Source organism: Longispora fulva (assembly GCF_015751905.1).
GTDB classification, from domain to species: domain Bacteria; phylum Actinomycetota; class Actinomycetes; order Mycobacteriales; family Micromonosporaceae; genus Longispora; species Longispora fulva.
On the sequence record NZ_JADOUF010000001.1, the window covers coordinates 5,466,993 to 5,491,698 of the forward strand.

28 protein-coding genes and 1 pseudogene are annotated in these 24,706 nt (G+C 71.3%); 17 read left to right on the top strand and 12 right to left on the bottom strand.

The genetic code is table 11. The annotated features are described in order from the left end of the window. Positions 1-41 precede the first annotated feature (41 nt). The gene (locus IW245_RS24600) at positions 42-413 is read right to left on the bottom strand and encodes a thiol-disulfide oxidoreductase DCC family protein (RefSeq protein ID WP_197005528.1); all 372 of its coding nucleotides are present in this window, start codon (positions 411-413) and stop codon (positions 42-44) included. A 106-nt stretch (positions 414-519) separates the two neighbouring features. Between IW245_RS24600 and IW245_RS24605 the strand changes: the two genes are divergently transcribed. Next, positions 520-2,553: an intein-containing Rv2578c family radical SAM protein gene (locus IW245_RS24605; protein WP_197005529.1), complete on the top strand. Its 2,034-nt coding sequence runs from the start codon at positions 520-522 to the stop codon at positions 2,551-2,553. Between the two features lie 18 nt (positions 2,554-2,571). Here the strand turns inward: IW245_RS24605 and IW245_RS24610 are convergent, their stop codons facing one another. Continuing rightward, positions 2,572-3,294 (bottom strand): O-methyltransferase, encoded by a 723-nt coding sequence (locus tag IW245_RS24610; protein WP_197005530.1) that lies wholly within the window; start codon positions 3,292-3,294, stop codon positions 2,572-2,574. Positions 3,295-3,492: 198 nt separating this feature from the next. Beyond that, positions 3,493-4,683 carry an acyl-CoA dehydrogenase family protein gene (locus IW245_RS24615; protein ID WP_197005531.1) on the bottom strand — a complete coding sequence of 397 codons (1,191 nt, stop codon included), beginning with the start codon at positions 4,681-4,683 and terminating at the stop codon, positions 3,493-3,495. 201 nt (positions 4,684-4,884) lie between these two features. Between IW245_RS24615 and IW245_RS40930 the strand changes: the two genes are divergently transcribed. Continuing rightward, positions 4,885-5,364 carry a DUF4190 domain-containing protein gene (locus tag IW245_RS40930; RefSeq protein WP_231398917.1) on the top strand — a complete coding sequence of 160 codons (480 nt, stop codon included), beginning with the start codon at positions 4,885-4,887 and terminating at the stop codon, positions 5,362-5,364. A 61-nt stretch (positions 5,365-5,425) separates the two neighbouring features. Here the strand turns inward: IW245_RS40930 and IW245_RS24625 are convergent, their stop codons facing one another. Next, positions 5,426-6,235 (bottom strand): SDR family NAD(P)-dependent oxidoreductase, encoded by an 810-nt coding sequence (locus IW245_RS24625; RefSeq protein ID WP_197005532.1) that lies wholly within the window; start codon positions 6,233-6,235, stop codon positions 5,426-5,428. 113 nt (positions 6,236-6,348) lie between these two features. Between IW245_RS24625 and IW245_RS24630 the strand changes: the two genes are divergently transcribed. Together IW245_RS24630 and IW245_RS24635 are read left to right on the top strand one after the other, a co-directional pair. Next, a complete protein-coding gene (locus IW245_RS24630; RefSeq protein WP_197005533.1) occupies positions 6,349-6,864 on the top strand; it encodes a DUF4190 domain-containing protein in 516 nt (171 codons plus the stop codon). A gap of 27 nt (positions 6,865-6,891) precedes the next feature. Continuing rightward, complete coding sequence (locus IW245_RS24635; protein ID WP_231398918.1) at positions 6,892-7,287, top strand: DUF4190 domain-containing protein; 396 nt, start codon at positions 6,892-6,894, stop codon at positions 7,285-7,287. Positions 7,288-7,325: 38 nt separating this feature from the next. On the opposite strand, the gene IW245_RS24640 is transcribed toward IW245_RS24635, so the two are convergent. Next, positions 7,326-8,282: an HpcH/HpaI aldolase/citrate lyase family protein gene (locus IW245_RS24640; protein ID WP_197005535.1), complete on the bottom strand. Its 957-nt coding sequence runs from the start codon at positions 8,280-8,282 to the stop codon at positions 7,326-7,328. A 370-nt stretch (positions 8,283-8,652) separates the two neighbouring features. Here IW245_RS24640 and IW245_RS24645 point away from each other — a divergent pair, with 370 nt between their 5' ends. From IW245_RS24645 to IW245_RS24670, 6 genes are read left to right on the top strand one after another with little or no spacing between them, the layout of a single operon-like run. Beyond that, a complete protein-coding gene (locus IW245_RS24645; protein WP_197005536.1) occupies positions 8,653-9,552 on the top strand; it encodes a DMT family transporter in 900 nt (299 codons plus the stop codon). 32 nt (positions 9,553-9,584) lie between these two features. Continuing rightward, a complete protein-coding gene (locus tag IW245_RS24650) occupies positions 9,585-10,295 on the top strand; it encodes an HAD family hydrolase (RefSeq protein WP_197005537.1) in 711 nt (236 codons plus the stop codon). Then, a complete protein-coding gene (locus IW245_RS24655; protein ID WP_231398919.1) occupies positions 10,292-10,834 on the top strand; it encodes an SRPBCC family protein in 543 nt (180 codons plus the stop codon). Before IW245_RS24650 ends, IW245_RS24655 begins: the two co-directional genes overlap by 4 nt. Before the next feature lie 9 nt (positions 10,835-10,843). Continuing rightward, positions 10,844-12,082: a magnesium transporter MgtE N-terminal domain-containing protein gene (locus tag IW245_RS24660; RefSeq protein ID WP_197005538.1), complete on the top strand. Its 1,239-nt coding sequence runs from the start codon at positions 10,844-10,846 to the stop codon at positions 12,080-12,082. Beyond that, positions 12,075-12,548 carry a DUF1003 domain-containing protein gene (locus tag IW245_RS24665; RefSeq protein ID WP_197005539.1) on the top strand — a complete coding sequence of 158 codons (474 nt, stop codon included), beginning with the start codon at positions 12,075-12,077 and terminating at the stop codon, positions 12,546-12,548. The genes IW245_RS24660 and IW245_RS24665 overlap by 8 nt, the downstream gene beginning before the upstream one ends. A 52-nt stretch (positions 12,549-12,600) precedes the next feature. Beyond that, positions 12,601-13,392, top strand: a complete 792-nt coding sequence (locus tag IW245_RS24670; RefSeq protein ID WP_197005540.1) for a hypothetical protein — start codon at positions 12,601-12,603, stop codon at positions 13,390-13,392. A gap of 12 nt (positions 13,393-13,404) precedes the next feature. Here the strand turns inward: IW245_RS24670 and IW245_RS24675 are convergent, their stop codons facing one another. Then, complete coding sequence (locus IW245_RS24675; protein ID WP_197005541.1) at positions 13,405-13,926, bottom strand: GNAT family N-acetyltransferase; 522 nt, start codon at positions 13,924-13,926, stop codon at positions 13,405-13,407. Between the two features lie 93 nt (positions 13,927-14,019). Here IW245_RS24675 and IW245_RS24680 point away from each other — a divergent pair, with 93 nt between their 5' ends. Beyond that, entirely contained in the window at positions 14,020-15,162 is a 1,143-nt protein-coding gene (locus tag IW245_RS24680) for a P-loop NTPase (protein WP_197005542.1), read from the top strand. 107 nt (positions 15,163-15,269) lie between these two features. Here IW245_RS24680 and IW245_RS24685 read toward each other — a convergent pair whose 3' ends face one another. Together IW245_RS24685 and IW245_RS24690 are read right to left on the bottom strand one after the other, a co-directional pair. Continuing rightward, positions 15,270-15,671: a Sec-independent protein translocase subunit TatB gene (locus IW245_RS24685; RefSeq protein ID WP_197005543.1), complete on the bottom strand. Its 402-nt coding sequence runs from the start codon at positions 15,669-15,671 to the stop codon at positions 15,270-15,272. A gap of 76 nt (positions 15,672-15,747) precedes the next feature. Further along, the gene (locus IW245_RS24690; RefSeq protein ID WP_233472913.1) at positions 15,748-16,980 is read right to left on the bottom strand and encodes a S1C family serine protease; all 1,233 of its coding nucleotides are present in this window, start codon (positions 16,978-16,980) and stop codon (positions 15,748-15,750) included. Positions 16,981-17,217: 237 nt separating this feature from the next. On the opposite strand from IW245_RS24690, the gene IW245_RS24695 reads away from it, so the two are divergent. Next, positions 17,218-17,793, top strand: coding sequence for an O-methyltransferase (locus tag IW245_RS24695; RefSeq protein WP_197008666.1), 576 nt, complete (start codon positions 17,218-17,220; stop codon positions 17,791-17,793). A 22-nt stretch (positions 17,794-17,815) separates the two neighbouring features. Here IW245_RS24695 and IW245_RS24700 read toward each other — a convergent pair whose 3' ends face one another. After that, positions 17,816-19,252, bottom strand: coding sequence for a leucyl aminopeptidase family protein (locus IW245_RS24700; protein ID WP_197005544.1), 1,437 nt, complete (start codon positions 19,250-19,252; stop codon positions 17,816-17,818). Positions 19,253-19,354: 102 nt separating this feature from the next. Next, positions 19,355-19,522, bottom strand: a complete 168-nt coding sequence (locus IW245_RS24705; protein ID WP_197005545.1) for a DUF3117 domain-containing protein — start codon at positions 19,520-19,522, stop codon at positions 19,355-19,357. 182 nt (positions 19,523-19,704) lie between these two features. Between IW245_RS24705 and IW245_RS24710 the strand changes: the two genes are divergently transcribed. The 5 genes from IW245_RS24710 to IW245_RS24730 all read left to right on the top strand — a co-directional run bounded on the left by IW245_RS24710 (position 19,705) and on the right by IW245_RS24730 (position 23,956). Next, positions 19,705-20,496 (top strand): PaaX family transcriptional regulator, encoded by a 792-nt coding sequence (locus IW245_RS24710; protein WP_197005546.1) that lies wholly within the window; start codon positions 19,705-19,707, stop codon positions 20,494-20,496. Further along, positions 20,493-21,284 (top strand): enoyl-CoA hydratase/isomerase family protein, encoded by a 792-nt coding sequence (locus IW245_RS24715; protein WP_197005547.1) that lies wholly within the window; start codon positions 20,493-20,495, stop codon positions 21,282-21,284. Before IW245_RS24710 ends, IW245_RS24715 begins: the two co-directional genes overlap by 4 nt. A 100-nt stretch (positions 21,285-21,384) precedes the next feature. Next, on the top strand, positions 21,385-22,569 hold the full coding sequence (locus IW245_RS24720) for a DUF1800 domain-containing protein (RefSeq protein WP_197005548.1): 1,185 nt from the start codon (positions 21,385-21,387) through the stop codon (positions 22,567-22,569). Between the two features lie 17 nt (positions 22,570-22,586). After that, complete coding sequence (locus tag IW245_RS24725) at positions 22,587-22,790, top strand: hypothetical protein (protein ID WP_197005549.1); 204 nt, start codon at positions 22,587-22,589, stop codon at positions 22,788-22,790. Continuing rightward, positions 22,778-23,956 carry a DUF1501 domain-containing protein gene (locus IW245_RS24730; protein ID WP_197005550.1) on the top strand — a complete coding sequence of 393 codons (1,179 nt, stop codon included), beginning with the start codon at positions 22,778-22,780 and terminating at the stop codon, positions 23,954-23,956. Before IW245_RS24725 ends, IW245_RS24730 begins: the two co-directional genes overlap by 13 nt. A gap of 35 nt (positions 23,957-23,991) precedes the next feature. Here the strand turns inward: IW245_RS24730 and IW245_RS24735 are convergent, their stop codons facing one another. Both IW245_RS24735 and IW245_RS24740 read right to left on the bottom strand, forming a co-directional pair. Beyond that, a complete protein-coding gene (locus tag IW245_RS24735; RefSeq protein WP_197005551.1) occupies positions 23,992-24,381 on the bottom strand; it encodes a tautomerase family protein in 390 nt (129 codons plus the stop codon). A 2-nt stretch (positions 24,382-24,383) separates the two neighbouring features. Further along, positions 24,384-24,572: pseudogene (locus IW245_RS24740) on the bottom strand (hypothetical protein); the annotation flags it as partial. Positions 24,573-24,706: the final 134 nt, after the last annotated feature.

Genomic DNA, 24,706 nt, shown 5'->3' on the forward strand with positions numbered 1-24,706 from the left:
TGTCGCACCGGCCGGGACCGGGGACGCCCCGCCGTAACCGTCTAACGCTCTGCCTGGGGCAGCGAGCACGCGGCGGTGCCGCCGGGCATCCGGTGCCGGTTGCGGGCCACCCAGCGGTAGGCCGGCCAGGCCAGCCACAGCACGGGGCGCAGGCCGAGCAGCCAGCCCAGGGGCCGCCACGGGCCGCCGGCGTCGCGGAGCAGCCGGGAGATCGCCACCGGGCCGGCGGCCACCCCGCGCGCGTCGACCCACTGCACGGCACCCTCGGCGTCCTCGCTGGTCACACCCAGCGCGGCGAGGTCGGTGCGCTGCCACGGCACGACCCGGGCCCCGGTCGGGATCCGGCGCTCGACGAACCGGGCGCAGGTGGAGCAGAAGGCACAGTCGCCGTCGTACACGAAGGTGGCGCTCATGGGGTCATCATCCTCCCGCCAGGCGTGCGGACGCGCTCTCGACGCCGTGAGTCGCGCCACGCCGTGAACGTGGACAGTAGTTCGAACATGTGTTCTAGTATTGAGCATGCGCTGGAGTCATCTGCAAGCCACCGAGCCGACCGCCACCGACGGCGAGCTGCCCCTGCGCCTCCCCGACGCGACGGTCCGCACCTTCGACACCCCCGGCTTCGCGGGCATGACGTTCCACGAGATCCACGCGAAGTCGATCATCAACAAGGTCCCCGGGGAGAGTTCGATGTTCCAGTGGACGGTCAATCCGTACCGTGGCTGCTCGCACGCCTGCGTCTACTGCCTGACCGGTGACACCCCGATCCTGATGGCCGACGGCCGCACCCGACCGCTCGCCGAGGTCCAGGTCGGCGACGAGATCTACGGCACCGAGCGCCAGGGCAACTACCGGCGGTATGTCACGACGACCGTGCTGGACCACTGGTCCACCGTGAAGCCGGCGTACCGGATCACGCTCGCCGACGGCACGTCGCTGGTGGCCAGCGGCGACCACCGGTTCCTCACCGAGCGCGGCTGGAAGCACGTCACCGGGGCCGAGCGCGGCTTCGGCAAGCGGCCGTACCTGACGACGAGCAACAAGCTGATGGGCACCGGGCGGTTCGCGACCCCGCCGGAGGAGTCCGACGAGTACCAGCTGGGGTATCTGGCCGGCATCATCCGGGGCGACGAGGGGCTGAGCAGCTTCCCCCGCTCGCCGTACCGGTTCCGGCTCACCGTCGCCGAGGTCGAGGCGCTCGACCGGACCAGGGCGTATCTGGCGCACTTCGACGTCGCCACCGAGCGGCTCACCTCGCAGCGGCCCGGCCGGCCGCCGACCCTGCGCACCTCCCAGCGCGACGCCGTCGAGGCCATCGGCCGGCTCGTCGCCTGGCCCGGCTCCCCCACCGACGACTGGTGCAAAGGCTTCCTCGCCGGCATGTTCGACTCCGCCGGCAGCTACTCGCGCGGCATCCTGCGCGTCCCCAGCGCCGACAAGGACATCGTCGACGCACTGGAGACGGCGTTCACGGCGCTCGAGTTCGACTACGTGATCGAGGACCGGGGCTTCGCGTGCTTCCGGCTCCTCGGCGGGCTGCGCGAACACCTCCGGTTCTTCCACACCGTCGACCCGGCCATCACCGCCAAGTGGACGATCACCAACACGGCCCTGAAGAGCAACGCGCCGCTGGGCATCACGGCCATCGAGGACCTCGGCGTGCGGCTGCCGATGTTCGACATCACGACGGGTACGGGGGACTTCATCGCCAACGGCGTCGTCAGCCACAACTGCTTCGCCCGCAACACGCACACCTACCTCGACCTCGACGCCGGGCGCGACTTCGACACCCAGGTCATCGTCAAGGTGAACTCCCCCGCGCTGCTCCGCCGCGAGCTGTCCGCCCCGAAATGGCGCGGCGCGCACATCGCCATGGGCACCAACGTCGACTGCTACCAGCGCGCCGAGGGCCGGTACGAGCTGATGCCCGGCATCATCAGCGCCCTCACCGACTTCCGGAACCCGTTCTCCATCCTCACCAAGGGCACCCTGATCCTCCGCGACCTCGACCTGCTCCGCGCCGCCTCCGAGGTGACCTCGGTCGGGATCGCCGTCTCCGTCGGGTTCACCGACACCGACCTGTGGCGGGCCGTCGAGCCCGGCGCGCCCAGCCCAAACCGGCGGCTCGACGTGGTCCGCCGGCTCACCGACGCCGGGCTGGCCGTCAGCGTGCTGATGGCCCCGGTGCTGCCGGGGCTCACCGACACCGCCGAGGAGATCGAGCACACCGTCGCCGCCATCGCCGCCGCCGGGGCCGTGAGCGTCACGCCCCTCGGCCTGCACCTGAAGCCGGGGGCGCGGGAGTGGTACCTGGCGTGGCTGGCCCGGGAGCATCCGGCCCTCGTCCAGGTCTACGAACGGCTGTACGCGGGCGGGGCCTTCCTCCCCCAGGGGTACCAGCGGGAGTTGACGGCGCGGGTGCGGGCCGCGGCGCGGCGGCACGGGATCGGGGGGCCCGGGCCCGGTGGGGCGCGGAACACGCCGGCTTCGCCGTCGCAGGCGCGGGCGGCGGAGCTGGTGCCGGAGGGGGCCGGGCAGCTGACGCTGCTGTAGGGGGCGCGGACGGGCCGGTCAGCCTGGGTAGCTGGCCACGATGGTCACCAGGTCGGGGGTCACGCGGACCTCGGCCGCCCGGAGCAGCGGGTGGGTCAGCCAGTACAGCCGGGGGTTGTCGACCTCGCCGGCGTAGGTGGGCGGCCAGCCGGTCGACGGGGTGAAGTCGTCGATCACGAGCATGCCGCCCGGGCGGAGCCACTGTGCCGGGTCGATCGGCGGCTCGCCCTTCTTGCCCTGGCCGCCGCCGTCGAGGACGAGCAGGTCGAACGGGCCGTGGCCGCGGAGTTCACGCCAGTCGGCCCCGATGACCTCGACCTGCGGCCCACCGGTGGCGTCCGGCCCGGGCCGGTCGGCGGTGGCGGACCTGGGCCCGTTGACGGCATCAGGCCACGACCGACCTGTGGTGGCGCTCCCCGGCCGGCTGACGGCCCTGGGCGTGGGGTGGTCGGCGAACACCGCCGCCGCGAGGGCAGCCCGGAACGGGTCCCGTTCGACGCTGACCAGGCGGGCGTCCGGGTGCGCGCCGCTGGCCAGCCACGCCAGGCCCACGCCGCAGCCGGTGCCGGTCTCGCCGATCAGGCCGGGGCCGATGCCCCGGGCGAGAACGCGGAGGAGTTCGCCGTGCGCGGGCACGCACGACAACGGGAAGTCGGCCTTCTTCGCCACGTCGACGGCCGTCGCCACCAGGGCGGGCAGGTCGGAGAGTCCACTGTAGGCGTCAGTTCCTCGGAAAGACATGCCACTATTCCTACCGCGTGTAGTCGAGCGAGTACAGAGTGGGCTGACGCCGGGCGGAGGTGTGGCTGACGCCGGGTGGGAGTGCGGCGGACGGCCGGTGGAAACCGGGTCGGTGGTCACCGTAACCGGAAAATGGGGTTGATCTGGGAAAAGGAGTGCGGCCCGGTCGGGGACCGGGCCGCACTGGTGGAGCAGGGGCTATGCGCGGTAGTCGCGCAGCAGGCCGCGGGAGATGATCGTCTTCTGGATCTCCGAGGTGCCCTCGCCGATCAGCAGGAACGGGGCCTCGCGCATCAGGCGCTCGATCTCGTACTCCTTGGCGTAGCCGTAGCCGCCGTGGATCCGGAACGCCTCCTGGACGATCTCGGCGCAGTACTCCGACGCGAGGAGCTTGGCCATGCCGGCCTCGACGTCGTTGCGCTGGCCGGCGTCCTTGAGCCGCGCGGCGTTGACCATCATCGCGTGCGCCGCCTCGATCTTCGTGCCCATCTCGGCGAGCTTGAACGCGATGGCCTGGTGCTTGTACAGCGGCTGGCCGAACGTCTGGCGCTGCTGGGCGTACGCGATGCCGAGCTCGAAGGCGCGGATCGAGATGCCGCACGCCCGGGCGGCGACGTTGACCCGGCCGACCTCGACGCCGTCCATCATCTGGTAGAAGCCCTTGCCGGTCTCGCCGCCGAGCAGCGCGGTCTCGGGCACCACGTGGCCGTCGAGGAGCATCTCGGTCGTCTCGACGCCCTTGTAGCCCATCTTCTCGATCTTGCCCGGGATGGTGAGGCCGGGGGCGGTCTCACCGAAGCCGGGCTCCTTCTCCAGAAGGAAGGTCGACATGTTGCCGTAGGGGGTGTCGGCACCCAGCTCGGTGCGGACCAGGGTGGCGACGATCGAGGAGTAGCCGCCGTTGGTCAGCCACATCTTCTGGCCGTCGAGCCGCCAACCGCCGTCGACGGGGACGGCCTTGGAGCGGATCGCCGCCACGTCGGAGCCACAGCCGGGCTCGGACATGGAGAACGCGCCGCGCGCCTCGCCGGTGGCCATCCGGGGCAGCAGCCGGGCCTTCTGCTCGGGGGTGCCGTGCTGCTGGAGCAGGTAGGCCACGATGAAGTGCGTGTTCACGATGCCGGAGACGCTCATCCAGCCCCGGGACAGCTCCTCGACGACGAGGGCGTAGGTCAGCAGGGACTCGCCGAGCCCGCCGTACTCCTCGGAGATCGTGAGACCGAACAGGCCCAGCTCCTGCATCCCGGCGACGATCTTCTCGGGATAGATGTCGCCGTGCTCGAGCGTCTGAGCGTGCGGGATGACCTCTTTGTCGACGAACTCCCGGACAGTCGACAGAATGTCGCGCTGCACTTCGGTGAGGTCGCGGGTCTGCGCGAGGCGGGGCATGGCACCTCCAGGCCAATCCAGTATTACCGGTGAGTATGAACGGTCGTTCAGGTGAGCGGGAAGTGACTGCCGTGTGACCCTGACCACCTGCTGAGGGCCGCGGACGTCGCCTTCCCGACCGTTGTCGCGACCCACAGGCCTCAGGCTATGCGCGGGTGGCGCGGTACAGGTACCGTCTGGCGGGTAGAGGGAGGAAAGTCAATGACGTACCCGCAAGATCCATATAACCCCCAGGGTCAGCAGCCGCAGCAGCCGGGTCAGCCGGGCTACGGCCAGCCGAGCGGGTATGACCAGAGCGGCTACCCGCAGTACGACCAGCCGTACAGCGCGCCGCCGAGCACGGGCGCCCCGTACGACCCGTACGCGCAGCAGCAGCCCTACCAGCCCGGCTACCAGCAGCCCTACGCCCAGCAGCCGTACGGGTACGTGCAGCCCCGGGGCACCAACACCATGGCGATCCTGGCGCTGGTGTTCGCGTTCGTCTTCTCCCCGGTCGCGATCGTGCTGGGCCACATGGCCAAGAAGCAGATCAAGCAGACCGGCGAGGACGGCGACGGCCTGGCGACGGCCGGCCTGGTGATCGGCTACATCTTCACCGGCTTCTTCCTGCTCTACTGCTGCGGCGTCTTCGGTCTCGGCATGTTCGGCGCCATGACCGACGGCAGCACCAGCAGCTACTGAGCCTTCCGACTCACGGCGCGGCCCCGTTGCGGGGACCGCGCCGTCGTCGCATACCCGACACCTACCGGTAGTTGGACTCGCGGACGCTGTTGCCGCCGTCGACCACCAGAACCTGGCCGGTCACGTAGGACGCCGCCGGCGTGCAGAAGAACGTGATCGCCGCGGCCACCTCCTCCGGCAGGCCCGGGCGGGCCATCGGGGTGTCCAGACCGTGCCGCAGCTCCGCGACCGTGGACGAGCCGGTGCGGATCGTGCCCGGGGCCACGGCGTTGACCGTGATGCCGTCGGCGACGACCTCCATGGCCAGCGCGCGGGTCAGGCCGATGACGCCGGCCTTCGCCGCCGCGTACGCCGCCGCGGCCGGCATCGCGTTGAGGTAGCCGGCCGTGGCCGCCACGTTCACGATCCGGCCCCAGCCGCGCTCCGTCATTCCGCCCACGAAGGCCCGGCTGACCAGGAACGCCGTGCTCAGGTTCCGGTCGATCTCGGCCTTCCACTCCTCGTAGGTGAGCTGGGAGACCGGACGGAACACCTCCGGGCTGCTCTTGCTGGCCAGGCCGGCGTTGTTCACGATGATGTCGACCTCACCGAGCTGCTCGATCACCGCGTCGGCGAGCCCGGCGACCTCCGCGTCGTCGGTCAGGTCCACGACGAATCCCAGGGCGTCGATCTCCTTGCTGCGCTCGTGGATGCGCTTGGTGGTCGACACGATGGCGACCTCCGCGCCGAGCGCGCGCAACCGCAGGGCGGTGGCGAAGCCGATGCCGTCCGGGCTGCCGGCACCCGTCACCAGGGCTACCTTGCCGTCCAGTCGGTCAGTGGGGGCCATTGTGGGTGCTGGGGCGGCGAGTACCGCGGGCTGTGCTGCCATGCCGTGATCCTGCCCCTTAGACACGTTTGCCGGCAACCACCCGTCGGGCGAGTCGTGTACGCCACGCCTGCGGGGGCTGCGGATACCGGGTCCAGGCACCACGATGGGTACCCATGACCTATCCGCACCCCCAGAATGACCCCTACCAGCAGGGCGCGCCCCAGAACTCCCCGGATCCGCTCGATTTCCAGGTGCCGACGCCGTACGGCTACCAGCAGCAACCGCCGGCCCAGCCCGGCTACCCGGGTTACGACCAGCAGGCGTACCCGCAGTACGACCAGCCGTACAGCGCGCCGCCGGTGACCGGGGGCCCGTACATGCCGTACCAGCAGCAGCCGTACGGCCCGCCGAGGGCCAACGGCATGGCCCTCGCCTCGATGATCGTCTCGATCTGCGCGCTCGGCCTGGTGGTGTGCTGCTCTGCGTCCGGTCTGGTCGGCGCCGTCGGCGCGATCCTCGGGCACGTGGCCCGCAAGCAGATCCGGGAACGGGGCGAGGCCGGGGCCGGCAAGGCGCTCGCCGGGATCATCTGCGGCTGGATCGCTTTCGGGCTGTTCTTCGTGATGGTCGCGGTTGCCCTGATCATGTACCCGGGCGACATCGCCCATGTGCTCAACCCGACGAGATAGCTTGCGCCGGCCAGCACAATGGGGAGCATGACGTACCCCACGCAGGACCCGAACCAGTGGGATCCGAATCAGCACTGGGACCCGAACCAGCCGGTCACCGGCGCGCCGTATCCGCCGCAGTACGCCTACCCGCCGCAGTACGTGGCCCGGCGCACCAACGGGTTGGCGATCGCCGCCATGGTCACGTCGATCTGCGCCCTCGTGATGTGCTTCGGCTCGTTCGGCTTCATCGGCGCGATCCTCGGCCATGTCGCGCGCAAGCAGATCCGCGAGCGCGACGAGGAGGGTGACGGCATGGCGCTGGCCGGCATCATCATCGGCTGGATCGGCACGGCGATCGGCGTGCTCGTGATCGCGTTCTACGTGGTCTTCTTCGTGTGGGCGTTCAACGAGGCGAACAACCACACCTACGACGGGTACTGAGAAGGGTGCCCCCGGTCGGGGGCACCCTCTCTTTCGGGCTACGCCGGCGGCGTGAAGCTCGTCGTGCGGGTCATGCCCGCCGCGCGCCCCTTGCCCGCGATGACCAGCGCCATCTTCCGCGAGGCCTCGTCGATCATCTCGTCGCCGAGCATGACCGCGCCGAGCCGGCCGCCGGCCTCGGAGGTGTAGTAGTCGTACGCGTCGAGGATCAGCTCCGCGTGGTCGTAGTCGCCCTGGTCCGGCGAGAACAGCTCGTTGGCGGCGTCGATCTGGCCGGGGTGCAGGACCCACTTGCCGTCGTAGCCGAGGGCCGCGGACCGGCCGGCGACCCGGCGGAAGCCGTCCACGTCGCGGATCTGCAGGTACGGGCCGTCGATGACCTGCAGGTCGTGCGCCCGGGCGGCCATCAGCAGCCGGGACAGGATGTAGTGGTAGGCGTCGCCGACGTCGTAGCCGGGCGGTTGTTCGCCCACGACCAGGGACTTCATGTTGATCGACGCCATGAAGTCCGCCGGGCCGAAGATGATCGTCTCGACCCGGGGCGAGGCGCCGGCGATGTCGTCGACGTTGACCAGGCCGCGGGCGTTCTCGATCTGGGCCTCGATGCCGATCCCGCCGACCGGCAGGCCGAGGGTCTTCTCGATCTGGGTGAGCAGCAGGTCCAGCCACTGGACGTGCGCGACGGTCTGCACCTTGGGGAGCATGATCGCGTCAAGGTGGGTACCGGCGCCCTCGACGATGTCGATGACGTCCCGGTAGGTCCACGGGGTGGTCAGGTCGTTGACCCGGACGACCCGGGTCTTGCCGGCCCAGTCGCCCTCGGTCAGCGCCGCGACGATGTTCTTGCGCGCGTCGGCCTTCGCCAGCGGGGCGACCGAGTCCTCCAGGTCGAGGAAGACCTGGTCGGCGGCCAGCCCCTGCGCCTTGCCGAGCATCTTCGTGCTCGAGCCGGGCACGGCGAGGCAGGACCGGCGGGGACGTCCGAGTGCACCCATGTTCGATCTCCCTGGTAGTCGCGCTGGTGGGTGGGCGCTCCGCCGAAGAGTCGAGCGCGCCGAGTTACCCGCGAGTAGCTAAGTTACCGGCAGGTAGTCGGGAGCGTAGCTTCAGCCTAGGACCGGACAGAACAGCCCTGTGGGATATAGCACACCGCGTGTTGCCGCCGTGACCCGGAAGCCCCTGCCTCACGTGGACCGCCGCATCTTATGCACCTGCAACTCATGCGCGCACAACCGATCGGGAGACGCCTTCGATCGGGAGCCGCCGCCGATCGGGATACCTCGCTGATCGAGAGAGACACCGGGCCGGTGGGACAGTCACCGCCCGGCCCCGTGCCCGTCCCACCAGGCCCCTAGCATTCGGGCCGTGACCACCCCCCGCGCCCACTGGCCCACCTATGCCGCGCTCGCCGTCGGCATCCTCGCCGTCTCGGCCTCCGGACCGATGATCGCGGCGACCGCGGCCCCGGCGCTGGCCATCGCGTTCTGGCGGAACGCGATGGCGGTCGGCGCGCTCGCCCCGGTCGTCGCCGTCCGCCGCCGCGAGGAACTCGGCGCGCTGAACAAGCGGCAGATCGCGCTGTGCGTGCTGGCCGGGGTGGCGCTGGCGGCACACTTCGGCACTTGGGTACCGAGCGCGACCCTGACCAGCGTCGCGACGGCCACGGCACTGGCGACCACCCAGCCGATCTGGACCGGGGTGTTCGCGTTCCTCCGGGGCGAGAAGCTGGGCCGGTCGATGTGGCTGGGGATCTGGCTGGCGTTCGCCGGGGCCGTGGTGGCGACCGGGGCGGACATCAACGGCAGCCCCGAGGCGCTGTTGGGCGACGGGCTGGCCCTGCTCGGCGGGCTGTTCGCCGCAGTGTACGTGAGCTTCGGCGAAAAGGTCCGCGCCGACGTGAGCACGACGACGTACACGCTGCTCTGCTACGGGGTGTGCGCCTTCGTGCTGCTGGCGGTGTGCGTGCTGTGGGACGTGCCGCTGACCGGGTACTCCACGACGGCCTGGCTGCTGCTCGTCGCGCTCACCGTCGGGCCGCAGCTGCTCGGGCACTCCCTGTTCAACTTCTCGCTGAAGCGGGTACCCGCGCATGTGCTGTCGGTGTTGATCCTGCTCGAGGTGCCGGGCGCGGCGCTGCTCGGTTGGCTGATCGTGCACCAGGTTCCGGCCCTCAGCGCGCTGCCGGGCCTCGCTCTGCTGGTCACGGGCGTGTGCGTGGTGGTGCTCAGCCCGAAGTTGACGGCACGGCGGTCATCCAGGGGATAACGCAGCGTTCATCCGATCGCTACTCTTTCGCCATGACCCTCGATCTTGGCGCCCCCGCGTCCGGTCCCGTCCGTGCCGTCCTCTTCGACTTCTTCGGAACACTCACCCACGCCGTGGCCCGTGGCGTCGCGCACGACCACGTCGCCGAGCTGCTCGGCGTGTCCTCCGCGGCCCTGGGTGACGCCCTGAGCGAGACGTTCTACTCCCGGGCCACCGGCGCCTGGGGCGACCTGCCGGCGACGGTCCGGATGCTCGCCAGCCGGCTCGGGGTCACGCCCTCGGAGGACCAGGTGCGCGACGCGTGCACGGCGCGGATGGAGGTGCTGCGGCACGACGCGCGGCTGCGGGAGGACGCGGTGGCCACCCTGGCGGCGCTGCGGTCCCGGGACATCCGGGTCGGGCTGGTCAGCGACTGCACGAACGAGTTGCCGCTGCTGTGGTCGACGCTGGCCGTCGCGCCGTACGTGCAGGCGACCGTCTTCTCCTTCGAGACCGGCTACTGCAAGCCGGACCCGGCGATGTACTCGACGGCGTACAAGGCCCTCGACGTGCTCCCCGAGGAGTGCCTGTACGTCGGCGACGGCGGCAGCAACGAGCTGACCGGCGCGCTCCGGGCCGGCCTGCGCCCGATCCGGCTGCTCGCCCCGGACGCGGCCGAGCACCTGACCTACAACGCGGAGCCCGACTGGCGGGGGCCGACGATCCCCAGCCTGTCCGGGGTGCTGGCACACTGTGGGGCATGACCGACCCGCAGACCGACGCGCAGGCCGAGCCGGCCCGGCCCGAGCCGGCTGAGACGTCCACAACGGTGGCCCCCCGTCTCGATCCGCTGATCGAGGAAGCCGCGAAGAAGGCAGCGATCGCCTGGCTGACCCCGGGCGGCGCGGTCTGGTGCCTGTGGGTGGACGGCGCGTTGTACGTGGTCACCGGCCCCGGCGAGCAGCCGGCCGCCGGGCTGGCCCCGGGCACCGCGACCGTGACCCTGCGCGGCGACCACGGCGGCCGGATCGTGGACTGGACGGCGCAGGTGTCCACGGTGCCCCCGGGCTCGCAGGACTGGGAGGCCGTGGCCCCGCAGCTCGCGGCGAAGCGGCTGAACCTCGCGGCGGCCGAGGACACCGTCGCCCGGTGGGCATCGACGTGCGTCGTGTACCGGTTGACGCCCACCGGGGCGACGATCGCGCTCACCGACGGGTCCGGCGCGGCGGAGGCTCCGGCCACCACGGCGGCCCGGCGCACGAAGAGTCCGTTCAGGCTGCACCGGGTCAAACGGCCCCGCTAGGCTGGGCCCGTGACCACGGCGACCCGCGTATTTGTCGCCCGGCTCGCCGGCATCGCTGTCTTCGACCCCAACGGCGACCAGGTCGGTCGGGTCCGGGACGTGCTGGCCCGTGCCCGCACGGACGGCCAGCCCTGCCGGGTGATCGGCATCATCGCGGAGATCCCCGCCGTGCGGCGGATCTTCATCCCGATGGGCCGGGTGACCGCGATGGACGCCGACGCCGTGGTGCTGTCCACCGGCACGATCAGCCTGCGCCGGTTCGAGAAGCGCCCAGGCGAGCTGTTGGTCCTCGAGGAACTCCTGGACCGCCGGGTGGACCTGCCCGACGGCAGGTACGGCACCGTGGTCGACATCGGGATGGAGCGCGAGCGGGCCGGCGACTGGATGCTGAACCGAGTGGCGGTCCGCGAGCACACCGGCCGGCTGACCCGCCGGGGGCACATCCAGCAGCTGAGCTGGGGCGACGTCCCCGACCTGATCGGCGTGCCCGAGGAGCAGGGCACGGCGTCGCTGCTGGCCACGATGGACAACATGCGCGCCGCCGACGTGGCGAACGTGCTGCAGGACCTCGACGAGACCCGCCGGTTCGCCGTGGCCGCCGCGTTCAACGACGAGCGGCTCGCCGACGTGCTCCAGGAGCTGCCCGAGCACGACCAGGTGGAGATCCTGACCGCGCTGGACAAGGAGCGGGCCGCCGACGTCCTGGAGGAGATGGACCCGGACGACGCCGCGGACCTGCTGCACGAGCTGCCCCGGTCCGACCAGGCGGAGCTGCTGGGCCTCATGGAGCCGGACGAGGCGCACCCGGTGCGTCAGCTGCTCGCGTACCTGCCCGGCACCGCGGGTTCGCTGATGACGAGCGAGCCGATCGTGCTCACCCCGGACGCGACGGTGGCCGAGGCGCTGGCCCGGATCCGCGAACCGCAGCTGCCGCCGGCCGTGGCGGCCCAGGTGTTCGTGTGCCGGTCGCCGATGCAGACGCCGACGGGCAAGTACCTGGGCGTCGCGCACTTCCAGTCCCTGCTCCGCGAGCCGCCGGCCGAGCTGGTCGGCGGGATCGTGGACAACGACATCGACCCGCTGTCCCCGGATATCACGATGCCGGAGATCACCCGGCGGATGGCGACGTACAACCTGGTGGCGATGCCGGTCGTGGACGACGCCGGCCGCCTGGTCGGCGCGGTGACCGTCGACGACCTGCTCGACCACCTGCTGCCGCGCGACTGGCGAGACCGTGGACATGACTGACACCCGCAGCCGGCGGCTCGACCAACCGGCCGACCGGGGCATGCGGCTGCCCAGGATCCGGCTGGACTCGGAGGTGTTCGGCAAGTTCGCCGAGACCTTCGCCCGGTTCATGGGGACGGCCCGGTTCATCTTCTACATGACGATCTTCGTGATCGTGTGGATCGTGCTCAACGTGGTCGGGCTGTGGAAGCTGCACTGGGACCCGTACCCGTTCATCCTGCTCAACCTGTTCTTCTCCACCCAGGCTTCCTACGCGGCCCCGCTGATCCTGCTCGCCCAGAACCGGCAGACCGACCGCGACAAGCTGTCGCTGGAGGAGGACCGGCGGCGGGCCACGGCGCAGAAGGCCGACACGGAGTACCTGGCCAGGGAGATCGCGTCGTTGCGGATCGCGCTCGGCGAGGTGGCCACCCGCGACTTCATCCGCTCGGAGCTGGCCAAGCTCGCCGACGAGCAGCGCAAGTAAGCTTGCCCACAATCAACCCCATTTTCCGGGTACGCCGGGGCAGGGTTGTTCGATGGCGTCACCCAAACTGGAACTGAACCTCGTTCAAGTTGTCGCCGGTACCCTCGCGGCGGTCTCCGCGGCGTTCGCCCTGTCGAAGCTCGGGATCGGTGGCACCCTGACCGGTGCGGCCGTGGCCAGCGTGGTGGCCGGCATCGGCAGCTCCCTCTACCAGCACTCGATCCACCGAGCCAAGGAGCAGCTGAAACGGGTCATCCCCGTGACGGAGCTGGCCGAGCAGCACCCGGAGAGCTTCCCGACCGACGACGACGGCCCGCACACGGGGGCGTTGCCCGGCGCGCCCGGCCTCCGGCCCGACGGCTCCGTGCCCGTGATCGGCGGGCGGCCCGAGGACGGGCCCGAGACCCGGGTGATCCGGCCCGCCGCGGTCGGCATGGCCCGGGTCCCGACCGGCACCCTCTACGCCCCGGCACCGGCGAAGCGCCGCACGATACCGACGTGGGCGAGCGTCACGATCGCCGTCGTGTCCACATTCCTCCTGGCCCTGGGCACGATCGAGGTCGTGGAGCGGCTCGTGTTGGGCGAGTCGATGGCCAGCGTGTTCAACAAGAGCGACCACCGGGGCTCGACCCTGTTCGGCGGGACCAACCGGCAGGACCCGGCCCCGGCTCCCTCGCCGACCCCGTCGGAGTCCCCGCACGACCGGGAGCCGCCCCCGGAGTCCCCCGGCCCGTCGCCGTCGACGCCCAGCCCCACCCCGTCGACCAGCCCGTCGGGCTCGCCCAGCCCGTCGGCCACCCCGACGCCGACGCCGAGCGGGAAGTCGGCCACCCCGAAGCCGTAGCTAGCCCGCCGGCTACGGCAGCACCCTCCCGAACAGCGAGGACTCCCCGTCCAGGTCCTCCACGAGCGCCGACCAGCCCCGGTTGAGGTACAACCTCCGGGCCGGGGTGTCGAACCGCCACGTGCTCAGCACCGCGCGCCGGTGCGGCAGGCCGGCCAGCAGCGCGTCGTGCAGCGCAGCGCCGAGCCCGCGCCCCTGGTGGCCGGGCAGCACGGCCAGTTCGACGAACTCGAAGTGGTCGCCCAGCCACTCCGCCGACAGTTCGGGGGCGATGAGGGAGGCGACCCGGTCGGTCCACCACTGGCCGTACCCGCCGGTATAGCCGTAGCCGAAGCCCAGCACCCGGCCCTTCTCGCGGACAACGGCGCACCGGAACCCTTCCCGGCCGGTGTGCCGGAGCGTGAACGTCTGCCGCCACGTCTCGGCCTGTTCGGCGTCCTCGAAGTAGGGCTCGGTGCCGAAGGCCGCCGCGTACACCTCGCGGAACTCGTCGGCGAGGCGGACGGCCGCGCGCCTTCCGACCAGCAACGTCACGCCCCACAGCCAAGCAGGTGGTGTGCGTCACGTCCAGCCCCGAGTACCGGAGGCCCCGGGAGGTGGCGCGGGCTCCGACGTAGCATGAGATTCATGTCAGCCCCAGCGATTCAGCTCAAGGACGCGATCCGCGCTGCCCTCGCCACCGTCAACGACCCCGAGATCCGGCGGCCGATCACCGATCTCGGCATGGTCCGCGACGTCACGGTGACCGGTGACGGCCTGGTGACCGTGGGCATCGATCTGACCATCGCGGGTTGTCCGCTCAAGGACAAGCTGACCTCGGACGTCACGGCGGCCGTGTCCGCCGTCGCCGGGGTGACCGCCGTCAAGGTCGAGTTCGGCGTGATGACGGACACCCAGCGCAAGGAGTTGCAGTCCTCGCTGCGCGGCGGCGCGACGGCAGAACCGGTCATCCCGTTCGCCCAGCCGAACTCCCGCACCCGGGTGTACGCGATCGCGTCCGGCAAGGGCGGCGTCGGCAAGTCCAGCGTCACGGTCAACCTGGCGGCGGCGCTCGCGGCGAAGGGCCTGGCCGTCGGAATCGTCGACGCGGACATCTACGGCCACTCGGTGCCCCGGATGCTCGGCACGGACGCCCGGCCCACCCAGGTCGAGGACATGATCATGCCGCCGCAGGCGCACGGCGTGAAGGTGATCTCGATCGGCATGTTCACCCAGGGCAACGCGGCCGTCGTCTGGCGCGGCCCGATGCTGCACCGGGCGCTCCAGCAGTTCCTCGCCGACGTCTACTGGGGCGACCTGGACGTCCTGCTCCTCGACCTGCCCCCGGGCACCGGCGACATCGCGATCTCCGTCGCACAGCTGCTGCCGAACGCCGAGATCGTGGTCGTGACCACCCCGCAGGCTGCGGCCGCCGAGGTGGCCGAGCGGGCCGGGGCGATCGCCCTGCAGACCCACCAGCGGATCGTCGGCGTCATCGAGAACATGTCGTGGCTCGACCTGCCGGACGGCAGCCGGATGGAGCTGTTCGGCTCCGGCGGCGGCCAGCAGGTCTCCGACGCCCTGACCCAGATCATCGGCGCCCCGGTGCCGGTCCTCGGCCAGATCCCGATCGACACCCTGGTCCGGTCGGGCGGCGACATCGGCGAGCCGGTCACGCTGAACCCGAACTCGGTCGCCGGCGCGGCCCTGCGCAAGGTGGCCGACAAGCTGGCCGTCCGCCGCGAGAGCCTGGTCGGCAAGCCACTGGGTCTCTCACCTTCATCCCGCTGACCTGCACAGAAAAGCCCCGCGCGATCCAGCGCGGGGCTTTTCCAGATCAAGATCATTAATCGGCTACGAGTGGGCCACCGACCCAGCAGCGTCGGCCGGGGCCTCGCTCAGGTCGCGTCGGCGTCGAATTTCCGCGCCCGGGGCTCGGTCGACGCCGGGGTCTCGGCGACCACCGGCACGTACTCATCCATCCGGACGTCCTTGCGCGGGTCCTTCAGCGCGTCGTTCAGCTCGCGGCGCAGGTCCTCGGCGTGGTTGCGGAACAGCGACTGGTCTTCGTCGCTGAGCACGTGCTTGCGGATGAACGTCTTCGGGTTCAGGTCCTCGAGCTTGATGTCCGTGCCGATCTCGCGGCTCAGGTCGGACGTGGCGTTGGTGGCCATCGCCCGCACGTTGCGCACGAACTTGAGGCCGTCGTTGATCGCCTTCGGCAGCTTCTCCGGCCCGAAGATGAACAGGCCGACGAGCACCAGGACGACGATCTCCATCCAGCCGAGATTCTCGAACACCGTCCCACTCCCCTCTTAGCGCGCCAGCGCCACGGTACCCGGGTCCGGCGCACGGGCGCCAGCCACCGGATGGTGACTATTTGCTGTCGGCCGCGAGCGTGAGCTGGGCCGTGCGCTTCCCGCCCTCGCGCTGGAACTCGATCGCGACCACCGCGCCCGGCCCCTGCTTGGCGATCTGGGCGATCAGGTCGGGACCGTCCTGAACGGGACGCCCGGCGAACACCGTGATCACGTCGCCGCTCTTGAGCCCGGCCTTGGCCGCCGGGCCGCCCTCCGTGGCCCCCAGCAGCTTCGCGCCGCCGGACGCACCCTGGAAGGCCGGGTCGATCGACGCGCCGATCACGGTCCGCCTGGCGGCCCCCGTGGTCATGATCTCGGTGGCGACCCGCCGGGCCTGGTTGATCGGGATCGCGAACCCGATGCCGATGTTGCCGGAACCGGCCGCCTTGTCGTCCTTGCTGCCCGTGATGATCTGCTGGTTGACCCCGATCACCCGGCCGGCGGCGTCGATGAGCGGCCCGCCGGAGTTGCCGTGGTTGATCGCGGCGTCGGTCTGGATGGCGGCGAAGAAGGCCGAGACGCCGCCGACGTCGTTGGCCGGGGCCGGCCGGGCCCGGTTCAGCGCGCTGACGATGCCGAAGGTGGCGGTGCGCTCCTGGCCGAGCGGGGTGCCCAGGGCGATGACGGGGTCCCCGGCCGCGAGCTTGTCGGAGTCGCCGAACGTGATCGGGGTCAGCCCGCTCCGGTCGATCTTCAACACGGCGATGTCGGACACGCCGTCCATCCCGATCAGGGTGGCGGTCACCTCCTCGCCGCTGTCGAGCAGCACCGAGTACTTCCCCTTGGGGGTCTCGGACACCACGTGCTGGTTGGTGACGATGTACCCGTCAGGGGAGACGATGAAGCCGGAGCCGGTGCTCAGCGCGCGGGTGTCCTGCGCGTGCACCGTCACGAGGCTCGGCAACGCCCTCTTCACGGCGCCGGCCAGGGACTCCGGCGCGCGGTTGGTCACCGGGGCCGGCTTGCTGTCGGACTGGCCGACCAGGGCCCCGCCGCCGCCGACCCCGTTGCGGGCGGCGAAGACGTAGCCCAGGGTGCCGCCGAGCGCGCCGGCGAGCAGCGCGGAGATCAGGGCCACGGTGAGGATCAGGCCGAGCCCGGCGCGGGCGGTGCCCTGGCGGGCGGGCGCCGGTGGCTCGAGGGCCGGCGCCGTGGCTGTCGGATGTGCGATCAGCACGGCCGGTGTGCTGGCGTTGCGCCACGGATCGTGCTGGCCGTCGGACCACCAGGGTGATTCCGGGCCGTACACACGGGGCGATTCTGTGCCATTCGGTGTATTCTGCGGCGCAGTTCCGGAAAGGTGCGGCACCCCAACTCCTCCCCTCAACGCGATCCTTTCCAGCATCGCACGTGGAGTCCAGTCCAGGGCCGCTGGTTACCGCGAACCATCTAGGCTGGGTCCGACCACAGGAGGTGTGCCATCGACAGGACCGTGCTCGCTCGCGAGGCGCGCGAGTTCGCGGAGTCGTACGTTGTCGAGGATGCCGTGTTGGCCGCCGCCAGGGCAAGGGGCGCCGAGCTGGGTCTCACCCCGATCCAGCCGGGCGGCGGGGCGGCGCTGCGGGCACTGGCGGCCGCCGCGCACGCGAAGGCGGTCGTCGAGGTCGGTACCGGTACCGGTGTGAGCGGCGTGTGGCTGCTGCGCGGCATGCGCCCCGACGGCGTGCTCACCACGATGGACGCCGAGGCCGAGCACCAGCGGTATGCCCGCCAGGCCTTCCTGGAGGCCGGTTTCGCCCCGGGGCGCACGAGGTTGATCACCGGCCGCGCGCTGGACGTGCTGCCCCGCCTGGCCGACGCGGCGTACGACCTGGTGTTCGTGGACGGCGAGAAGAGCGAGTACCCGCAGTACGCGGACGAGGCGGCCCGGCTGCTGCGGCCGGGCGGCGTGCTGGCCCTGGACAACGCGCTGTGGGGCGGCCGGGTGCTGGACCCGGCGGCCCGCGACACCGAGACGGTCGCGGTGCGCGAGACGGTGAAGTGGCTGCGGGAGTCCTCGGAGTGGATCTCCGCCCTGCTCCCGGTCGGCGACGGCCTGCTCGTGGCCGTGAAGGCCCTCTGAGAAACCCAGAGGGCCCTTCCGGTCACGCCGCTACGGTCTCCAACCAGCGGAGGAGGGTGCGCACGCCCCAGCCGGTCGCGCCCTTCGACAGGTCCTTGTCGACGCCGTCCGACCACGCCACGGACGACATGTCGAGGTGCGCCCACCGGGGCCGCAGCGCGCCGGCGAACTCCCGCAGGTACAGCGCGGCCATCACCGAACCGGCACCGACCTCTGTGGAGTTCACCCAGTCGGCGACGTCGCTGACCAGATCCTCCACATAGTCCTCTGGCAGCGGCAGCCGCCACATCCGCTCGCCGGCCTCCGCGCCCGCGACGGTGAGCGCCTCGGCGAGTTCGTCGCTGTCGGCGTACAGGGCGGCGGTGCGCTTGCCCAGGGCCACGTTCTGGGCACCGGTCAGGGTGGCCAGGTCGACGAGGACGTCGGGCTTGAGCTTCTTCACCGCGTACGCCAGCGCGTCGGCGAGCACGACCCGCCCCTCGGCGTCGGTGTTCAGGATCTCGGACGTGCCGCCGCCGTAGTGCCGGACGATGTCGCCAGGCCGGAACGCCGTACCACTCACGGCGTTCTCCGCGAGGGGGGCCAGGACCGTCACCTTGACGGGCAGCCCGAGCTGGGCCGCGCCGAGCAGGGCGCCGGTGACCGCCGCCGCGCCGCCCATGTCCTTGCGCATCAGGAGCATGCCGGCCGCCGGCTTGATCGAGATGCCACCGGTGTCGAAGGTGATGCCCTTGCCCACCAGTACCACATGCTTCGTGGCGTTCTTGGGGTTGTACGTGAGCTCGACCAGCCGGGGGCCGCGGGCGGACCCGCCGCCGACGGCCAGGATGCCGCCGAAGCCCTCGTCGGCCAGCTCCCGGGGCTCGCGGATCCGGACCTTGACGCCGGCGACCTTGGCCGCGGCCTTCTCCATCCGGCCGGCGAGCCACGCCGGGCTCTTCTCGGCGCTGTGCTTGTTCACCCAGTCGCGGGCCAGGAGGGTCACCTCGGCGGTGACCCGCCCGGCGGTGACGGCTGCCTCGTCGGTCGGGCCCGCGAGGTGCACCCTGCGCAGCCGGGGGGCCTTGTCGGCCGGCACCGGGACCTCACGGAACCGGTAGGAGGCCAGGTGCAGGCCCTCGACCAGGGCCCGGAGCCGGTCGCCGTCGAGGTCGGCGGGCAGCTCGACCGTGACGGACGTCTCCCGGGACGCCGACCTGGTCACAGCGGCACCAAACGCCCGCCAGCCGGCCGGGCCGCCGTCGCCGATCCCGATCAGATACACCTTGTGGGGCTTGCGGAGGGGCCTGGGCAGTGCCGCGGTCTCACCCGGCCCGCCCTTGTGCTCGGCATCGTGGAGGAAGGCGTTGAGCTCGTCCTCCCCGGGCAGGTTCACCGACTCCCCCTCCCCGGGCGGGGAGACCGGCCGCACGAGCGCCCCCTGGCCGCGTGGGGTGGTGAGACGGACGTCGAGCTGCACAGGGCCTCCATCAACTTCGAGCCAACGTTGTCAAGTGCCGGCGGCCCCGGCTCGCCACAGGTGGGTGTGGCAGGCTCGGGGCCGATCAGCCTGAGATGGGTACTACCCCACCACGTCCCGCAGTGCCTCTCCGAGCGCCTTGGCCTCGTCGGGAGTCATCTCCACGACAAGCCGACCGCCACCCTCCAGCGGAACGCGCATCACGATGCCGCGTCCTTCCTTGGTGACCTCCAGCGGACCGTCACCGGTCCGCGGCTTCATGGCCGCCATGCTGTCTCCCCTCAATCAAGCCGCCTAGTACCGCACACGTGGACGGCCCCGTACCCACTGGGCGTGCCGGCACACGTGCCAACCAATGATTTTCCCTGATAACTGCCCCTGATCCCAAACCGCCCCAGCGCAAATGTGACAGAAGTTTGGATTTTCGGGCGTCTAACTGTCACACTCTGCGGATGCAAGCGCGCTCGGCGCTCTTCGATCTGTACGGAGACCACCTCCGGCCACGCGGCGGAGCCGCCCCCGTGGCAGCCCTCGTGCGCCTCCTAGCCCCCCTCGGCATCGCCGCCCCGGCCGTCCGGACCGCCGTGTCCCGGATGGTGCGCCAGGGCTGGCTGCAACCGGTCAAACTGCCCGAAGGGCCCGGTTACCGGCTCACCCACAAGGCGTCCCGCCGGCTCGACGAGGCCGCCGCCCGGATCTACCGCACCGAGCGGCTCGGCTGGGACGGCCGCTTCGACTTGATAATCATCACGTTGCCGCTGGACCGGGCCGAGCGCGGCAGGCTCGCCGCCGACCTCGGCTTCCTCGGCTACGGTGCTCTGGACCCCGGCACGTGGCTGTCCCCCCGCCCCGCGCCCGATGTCGACGCGCTGCTCACCGATGCCGGAATCCGTTATGAAAGGTTCACCGCCGAGCACTTCGCCGGGGCCGGAGGCGCGGCGGCCCTGGTCCGGCGGGCGTGGGACCTGGAGGACCTCGGGCGCAAGTACGCGGAGTTCGTGTCGGGGCAGCAGCCCATCGTCCGGCTGGGCCCAGAGGCCCCCGACGAGGCGGCGTACGCGGCCCGGTTCCGGCTCGTGCACGCCTGGCGTACTTTTCTCTTCCAGGACCCGCAGCTGCCACCGGCCCTGCTCCCCGAGCGGTGGACCGGCACGACGGCCGCGGCGTTCTTCGACCGACACGCCGGGCGGCTGCGCCCGGCCGCCGACCGATTCGTGGACACGTGCCTCCAGGAGCTCACATGACCGACCCGCTGCTCGTCGAGTACGCCGACGGGATCGCCACCCTGACCTTCAACCGGCCGGAGGCGTACAACGCGCTGAACCTGGCCCTCAAGGAGAAGCTGCGCCTCGTCCTCAACGACGTGGCCGCCGACCGGTCGGTGCGCGCCGTGCTGATCACCGGGGCCGGCAAGGCGTTCTGCGCCGGCCAGGACCTGCGTGAACACCTCGCGACCCTGGAGAGCGGCACCGGCAACCCGCTGCAGACCGTGCACGACCACTACAACCCGATCGCCCAGCGGCTCGCCAGCCTGCCCAAGCCCGTCGTCGCCGCCGTCAACGGCTCCGCGGCCGGGGCCGGGCTGTCGCTGGCCCTGCTGGCCGACTTCCGGGTCGGCGGGCCGAAGACCAGCATGCTGATGGCGTTCGCGAAGGTCGGGCTGGCCGCGGACTCCGGCTCCTCGTGGATCCTGCCCCGGATGGTCGGGCACGCCAAGGCCACCGAGCTGCTGATGCTCGCCGAGCCGGTGAACGCCGCCGAGGCGCTGCGGCTGGGCCTGCTCACCAAGCTCGTCGAGGACGACGCGGACGTGGTGCCGGCGGCCCGGGAGCTGGCGCTGCGGCTGGCCGAGGGGCCGACGATCGCGTACGGCGCGATCAAGCGGCAGCTGTCCATCGCCGAGGCCAGCGTGCTCGCCGACTCCCTGGCCGTGGAGGCCGAGGCCCAGTCGATCTGCGGCCGGACCGAGGACCACCGGGCGTCGACCATGGCGTTCGTGGCCAAGGAGAAGCCGGTCTACCAGGGCAGGTAGCCCGGCTGCCCGGGCATGAGGTCCGTGCCGCCGTGCGGTTTACCGAGGCCGACGGTTTTTCCCACCGATTTCCCAGGGTTCGGGGTCTACCGTCGGCCGCATGTCCACCAGGACCGAGATCGCACGACTGCTCCGGCGCGCCACCTTCGGGCCCCGCGCCACCGACGTCGACGCCGCCGAGCGGGTCGGCACCGCCGCCACGCTGGAGGCGCTGCTGCACCCGCCGGCCGTCGACCCCGGCGCCTCCAGGACCCCGGCGCCCGTGCTGAACCCGGGCACGGAGAAGAAGGACAAGGAAGCCGTCCGCCAGGTCGTCGCGTGGTGGCTGGACCGGATGGCCGCCGCCGAACACTCCGCCACCGAGAAGCTGATCTTCTTCTGGCATGGGCACTGGGCCACCAGCGTCAAGAAGGTCGGCCCGGCGCTGATGCTCCGCCAGCACGAGACCCTGCGGGCCAACGCCTGGGGCGACTTCCGCCCGATGGCCCGGGCCATGGTCACCGACCCCGCGCTGCTCTACTGGCTCGACGGCCAGCAGAACACGAAGAAGGCCCCGAACGAGAACCTGGCCCGCGAGCTGATGGAGCTGTTCACCCTCGGGGTGGGCAACTACACCGAGGACGACATCAAGGCCGGCGCGCGGGCCCTGACCGGGTGGAAGATCGACAAGAACTCCGGGGACGTGTCGTTGCTGCCCAACCAGCACGACCCGTCCCCGGTCACCATCCTCGGCCAGACCAGCGCCTTCACCGCGCAGTCCTATGTGGATCTACTGGTGGACCAGCCGGCCTGCGGCAAGCACCTGGCCGACCGGGTGGGCCAGTTCTACGGCGCGACCCCTTCGCCGGGTACCGACATCCGTGCGCTGCTGACCTCCGCGTGGACCCACCTCGCCGACGACCACGTGAAGACCCCGGTCGACTGGTTCGTCGGGGCGTGCCGGCAGCTCGGGGTGCGGCCCAGCTCGTTGAAGGGCAACCCGCTCGCGGCGCTCGGCCAGGTGCCGATGGCCCCGCCCAACGTGGGCGGCTGGGCGACCGGCGCCGCCTGGCTGACCACCTCGGCCGCGCAGGCCCGGCTCCAGGTCGCCGGCATGCTCGCCGAGGCGGCCGACCTGTCGGCGTTGGACGGCGTGTCCCCGGGCCAGCGGCCGGAGGAACTCGCCAGGACCCTGGTCGTGGACGCCTGGAGCGACCGGACCCGCACAGCCCTCGCCGGGGTCTCCGGCAACCCGCGCCGCCTGGTGACGGTGGCGCTGGCCAGCCCCGAATACCTGATCTCGTGACCGGCGCAGGGGGCGACATGCCGAACCCGACGAGGAACCCGGCGACCCGCGCGCGGACCGCCGATTCGCGCCAGCCGGCCGGCGCGCCCGCTGCCGTGACGCTCCGGCCGGCCGCCCGGGCGATCGACATCCAGCTCCGCACGGCCGGCCCGGAGGCTCGGGTGACCGGTGCCCGGCTCGTCCTGACGACAGTAGTGAGGAGTCCAGCATGGACACTGTGACCCGGCGCCGGTTCCTGATCGGCAGCGGCGTCGTCGCCGCGGGGGCCATCGCCGCCGGTGGGGCCGCACTCAGCCTGCCCGAGCTGCTGTCCACGGCGAGCCCGACCTGGCGTGGCGGCCGCACCCTCGTCGTGATCACCCTGTACGGCGGCAACGACGGCCTCAACACCCTCGTCCCGTACGCCGACGACGCCTACCACGCGGCGCGCCCCGACCTGGCCTACAAGCCCGACCAGGTGATCGCGCTCGACAAGGAACTCGGCCTCAACCCGGCGCTCAAGGGCTTCAAGAAGCTGTGGGACGCCAAGAAGCTCGCGGTCGTACGCGGGGTCGGCTACCCGCGGCCCAACCGGAGCCACTTCAGCTCCATGGACATCTGGCAGACCGGCTCCCCGGAGACCCCGGTCCGCACCGGCTGGCTCGGCCGGTGGCTCGACGTGACGAAGCGGGCGCCGGTCGACGCGATCTCCCTGGATCCGGTGCTGCCGCCGATGTTGGCGGGGGCGGGGGTGGCGGGGGGATCCGTACCCCTCAAAGGGTTGAAACTGCCCAAGGACCTGCCGGTGGCGGCGCTCGCCAAGGCCGCCCCCGGCGAGTCGCCGCTGCGGTCGCGCGCCGCGGCCTCCTACGCCGACCTGCTGTCCGTGAACGCGCTGGTCTCGAAGGTGCAGGGCACCGAACCCGAGGACCCGGACGCGCTCGGCGTCCAACTGGACCTCGTCGCGCGCTGCGTCGAGGCCAACATCCCCACCAAGGTGTACTCCGTGAGCCTCGACGGCTTCGACACCCACGCCGTGGAGCACAACGTGTCCGAACGGCTCCTCGGGGAACTCGACACGGCGGTGACGGCGTTCCTGGACCGGATGGCGAAGATCCCGGCCGGGGAGGGGGTCGTCGTGCTGGTCTACTCCGAGTTCGGCCGCCGGGTGAAGGGCAACGCGTCGGAGGGCACCGACCACGGGACGGCCGGGGTGGCGTTCGTGGCCGGCACGCCCGTGAAGGGTGGCTTCCACGGCCGGCAGCCGAGCCTGACCGACCTCGACAACGGGGACCTGCGGGTGAGCACGGACTTCCGCGACGTGTACGCGACGCTCCTGGCGGGGGTGCTCGACACCGACCCGGGGAAGGTGCTGGCGGGCTGGTCGGGGCGGGTGCCCCTGCTGTGACCTCCGGCGACCCCCGGCCCCGCCGGCGACTGCGGTCAGACGTTGACCGGGTAGTTCAGGGTCAGCTCGTCACCCGGCAGCCCCCGGATCCCCCAGTCACTCGCCGGCGTCTCGAACAGCGTGATCTCCACGTCGTCCGGCGCCAGCCCACACCGCTCGCCGAGCCGCTCGAACAGCAACCGGATCAGCGTCTTCTTCGCCTCGACGGACCGACCTTCGAACATCGAGACCTCAATGATCGTGTACCGGTCCGTCCGCGGCTCCGGGAACACGAAGTCCCCGGCGGCCAGCGGGATGAACCTCTGGAACTTCTTCGACTCGGGCATCGACAGGCCGTCGACGATGCACGAGTGCACAGTGTCGGACAGCTCGGTGCGGGCGGTCGCCAGGTGGGTGGCGTGCGCGTAGATCTTGACCTGCGGCACGGCTACTCCTCCTCGGGGTCGAGGTTGACCTCGACACCGGACACGTACGCGGCCATGGCGAGCTCGTCGTCGGCCGGCGACACGAAGACCGGCAGCTCCGAGGGCCCGAGCTCGCGCAGGTACGCCCAGAACTGCTCGACGGCCGCCGCCGGACTCTCCGCCTCGATCGGCAGATCAACACTCACCAACCAGGAACGCATGCCCCCACTCTAAGCCGCGCGGAAATCCAGTCGATCAAGCGTCACGACGTGACCAGCACCCTGACCACAGAATGTCCACCTGACCGAAACACCCCACCTGGGGACGATGCTAGCAATTTTTCCCG

Coding starts and splice junctions, on each gene's coding strand:
- IW245_RS24730 (WP_197005550.1), top strand. CDS start 22,778: ATGGACACTGTGACCCGGCGCCGGTTCCTGATCGGCAGCGGCGTCGTC.
- IW245_RS24625 (WP_197005532.1), bottom strand. CDS start 6,235: ATGGCAGCACAGCCCGCGGTACTCGCCGCCCCAGCACCCACAATGGCC.
- IW245_RS24630 (WP_197005533.1), top strand. CDS start 6,349: ATGACCTATCCGCACCCCCAGAATGACCCCTACCAGCAGGGCGCGCCC.
- IW245_RS24710 (WP_197005546.1), top strand. CDS start 19,705: ATGCAAGCGCGCTCGGCGCTCTTCGATCTGTACGGAGACCACCTCCGG.
- IW245_RS24715 (WP_197005547.1), top strand. CDS start 20,493: ATGACCGACCCGCTGCTCGTCGAGTACGCCGACGGGATCGCCACCCTG.
- IW245_RS24705 (WP_197005545.1), bottom strand. CDS start 19,522: ATGGCGGCCATGAAGCCGCGGACCGGTGACGGTCCGCTGGAGGTCACC.
- IW245_RS24720 (WP_197005548.1), top strand. CDS start 21,385: ATGTCCACCAGGACCGAGATCGCACGACTGCTCCGGCGCGCCACCTTC.
- IW245_RS24615 (WP_197005531.1), bottom strand. CDS start 4,683: ATGCCCCGCCTCGCGCAGACCCGCGACCTCACCGAAGTGCAGCGCGAC.
- IW245_RS24605 (WP_197005529.1), top strand. CDS start 520: ATGCGCTGGAGTCATCTGCAAGCCACCGAGCCGACCGCCACCGACGGC.
- IW245_RS24670 (WP_197005540.1), top strand. CDS start 12,601: ATGGCGTCACCCAAACTGGAACTGAACCTCGTTCAAGTTGTCGCCGGT.
- IW245_RS40930 (WP_231398917.1), top strand. CDS start 4,885: ATGACGTACCCGCAAGATCCATATAACCCCCAGGGTCAGCAGCCGCAG.
- IW245_RS24650 (WP_197005537.1), top strand. CDS start 9,585: ATGACCCTCGATCTTGGCGCCCCCGCGTCCGGTCCCGTCCGTGCCGTC.
- IW245_RS24655 (WP_231398919.1), top strand. CDS start 10,292: ATGACCGACCCGCAGACCGACGCGCAGGCCGAGCCGGCCCGGCCCGAG.
- IW245_RS24665 (WP_197005539.1), top strand. CDS start 12,075: ATGACTGACACCCGCAGCCGGCGGCTCGACCAACCGGCCGACCGGGGC.
- IW245_RS24680 (WP_197005542.1), top strand. CDS start 14,020: ATGTCAGCCCCAGCGATTCAGCTCAAGGACGCGATCCGCGCTGCCCTC.
- IW245_RS24640 (WP_197005535.1), bottom strand. CDS start 8,282: ATGGGTGCACTCGGACGTCCCCGCCGGTCCTGCCTCGCCGTGCCCGGC.
- IW245_RS24600 (WP_197005528.1), bottom strand. CDS start 413: ATGAGCGCCACCTTCGTGTACGACGGCGACTGTGCCTTCTGCTCCACC.
- IW245_RS24725 (WP_197005549.1), top strand. CDS start 22,587: ATGCCGAACCCGACGAGGAACCCGGCGACCCGCGCGCGGACCGCCGAT.
- IW245_RS24635 (WP_231398918.1), top strand. CDS start 6,892: ATGACGTACCCCACGCAGGACCCGAACCAGTGGGATCCGAATCAGCAC.
- IW245_RS24610 (WP_197005530.1), bottom strand. CDS start 3,294: ATGTCTTTCCGAGGAACTGACGCCTACAGTGGACTCTCCGACCTGCCC.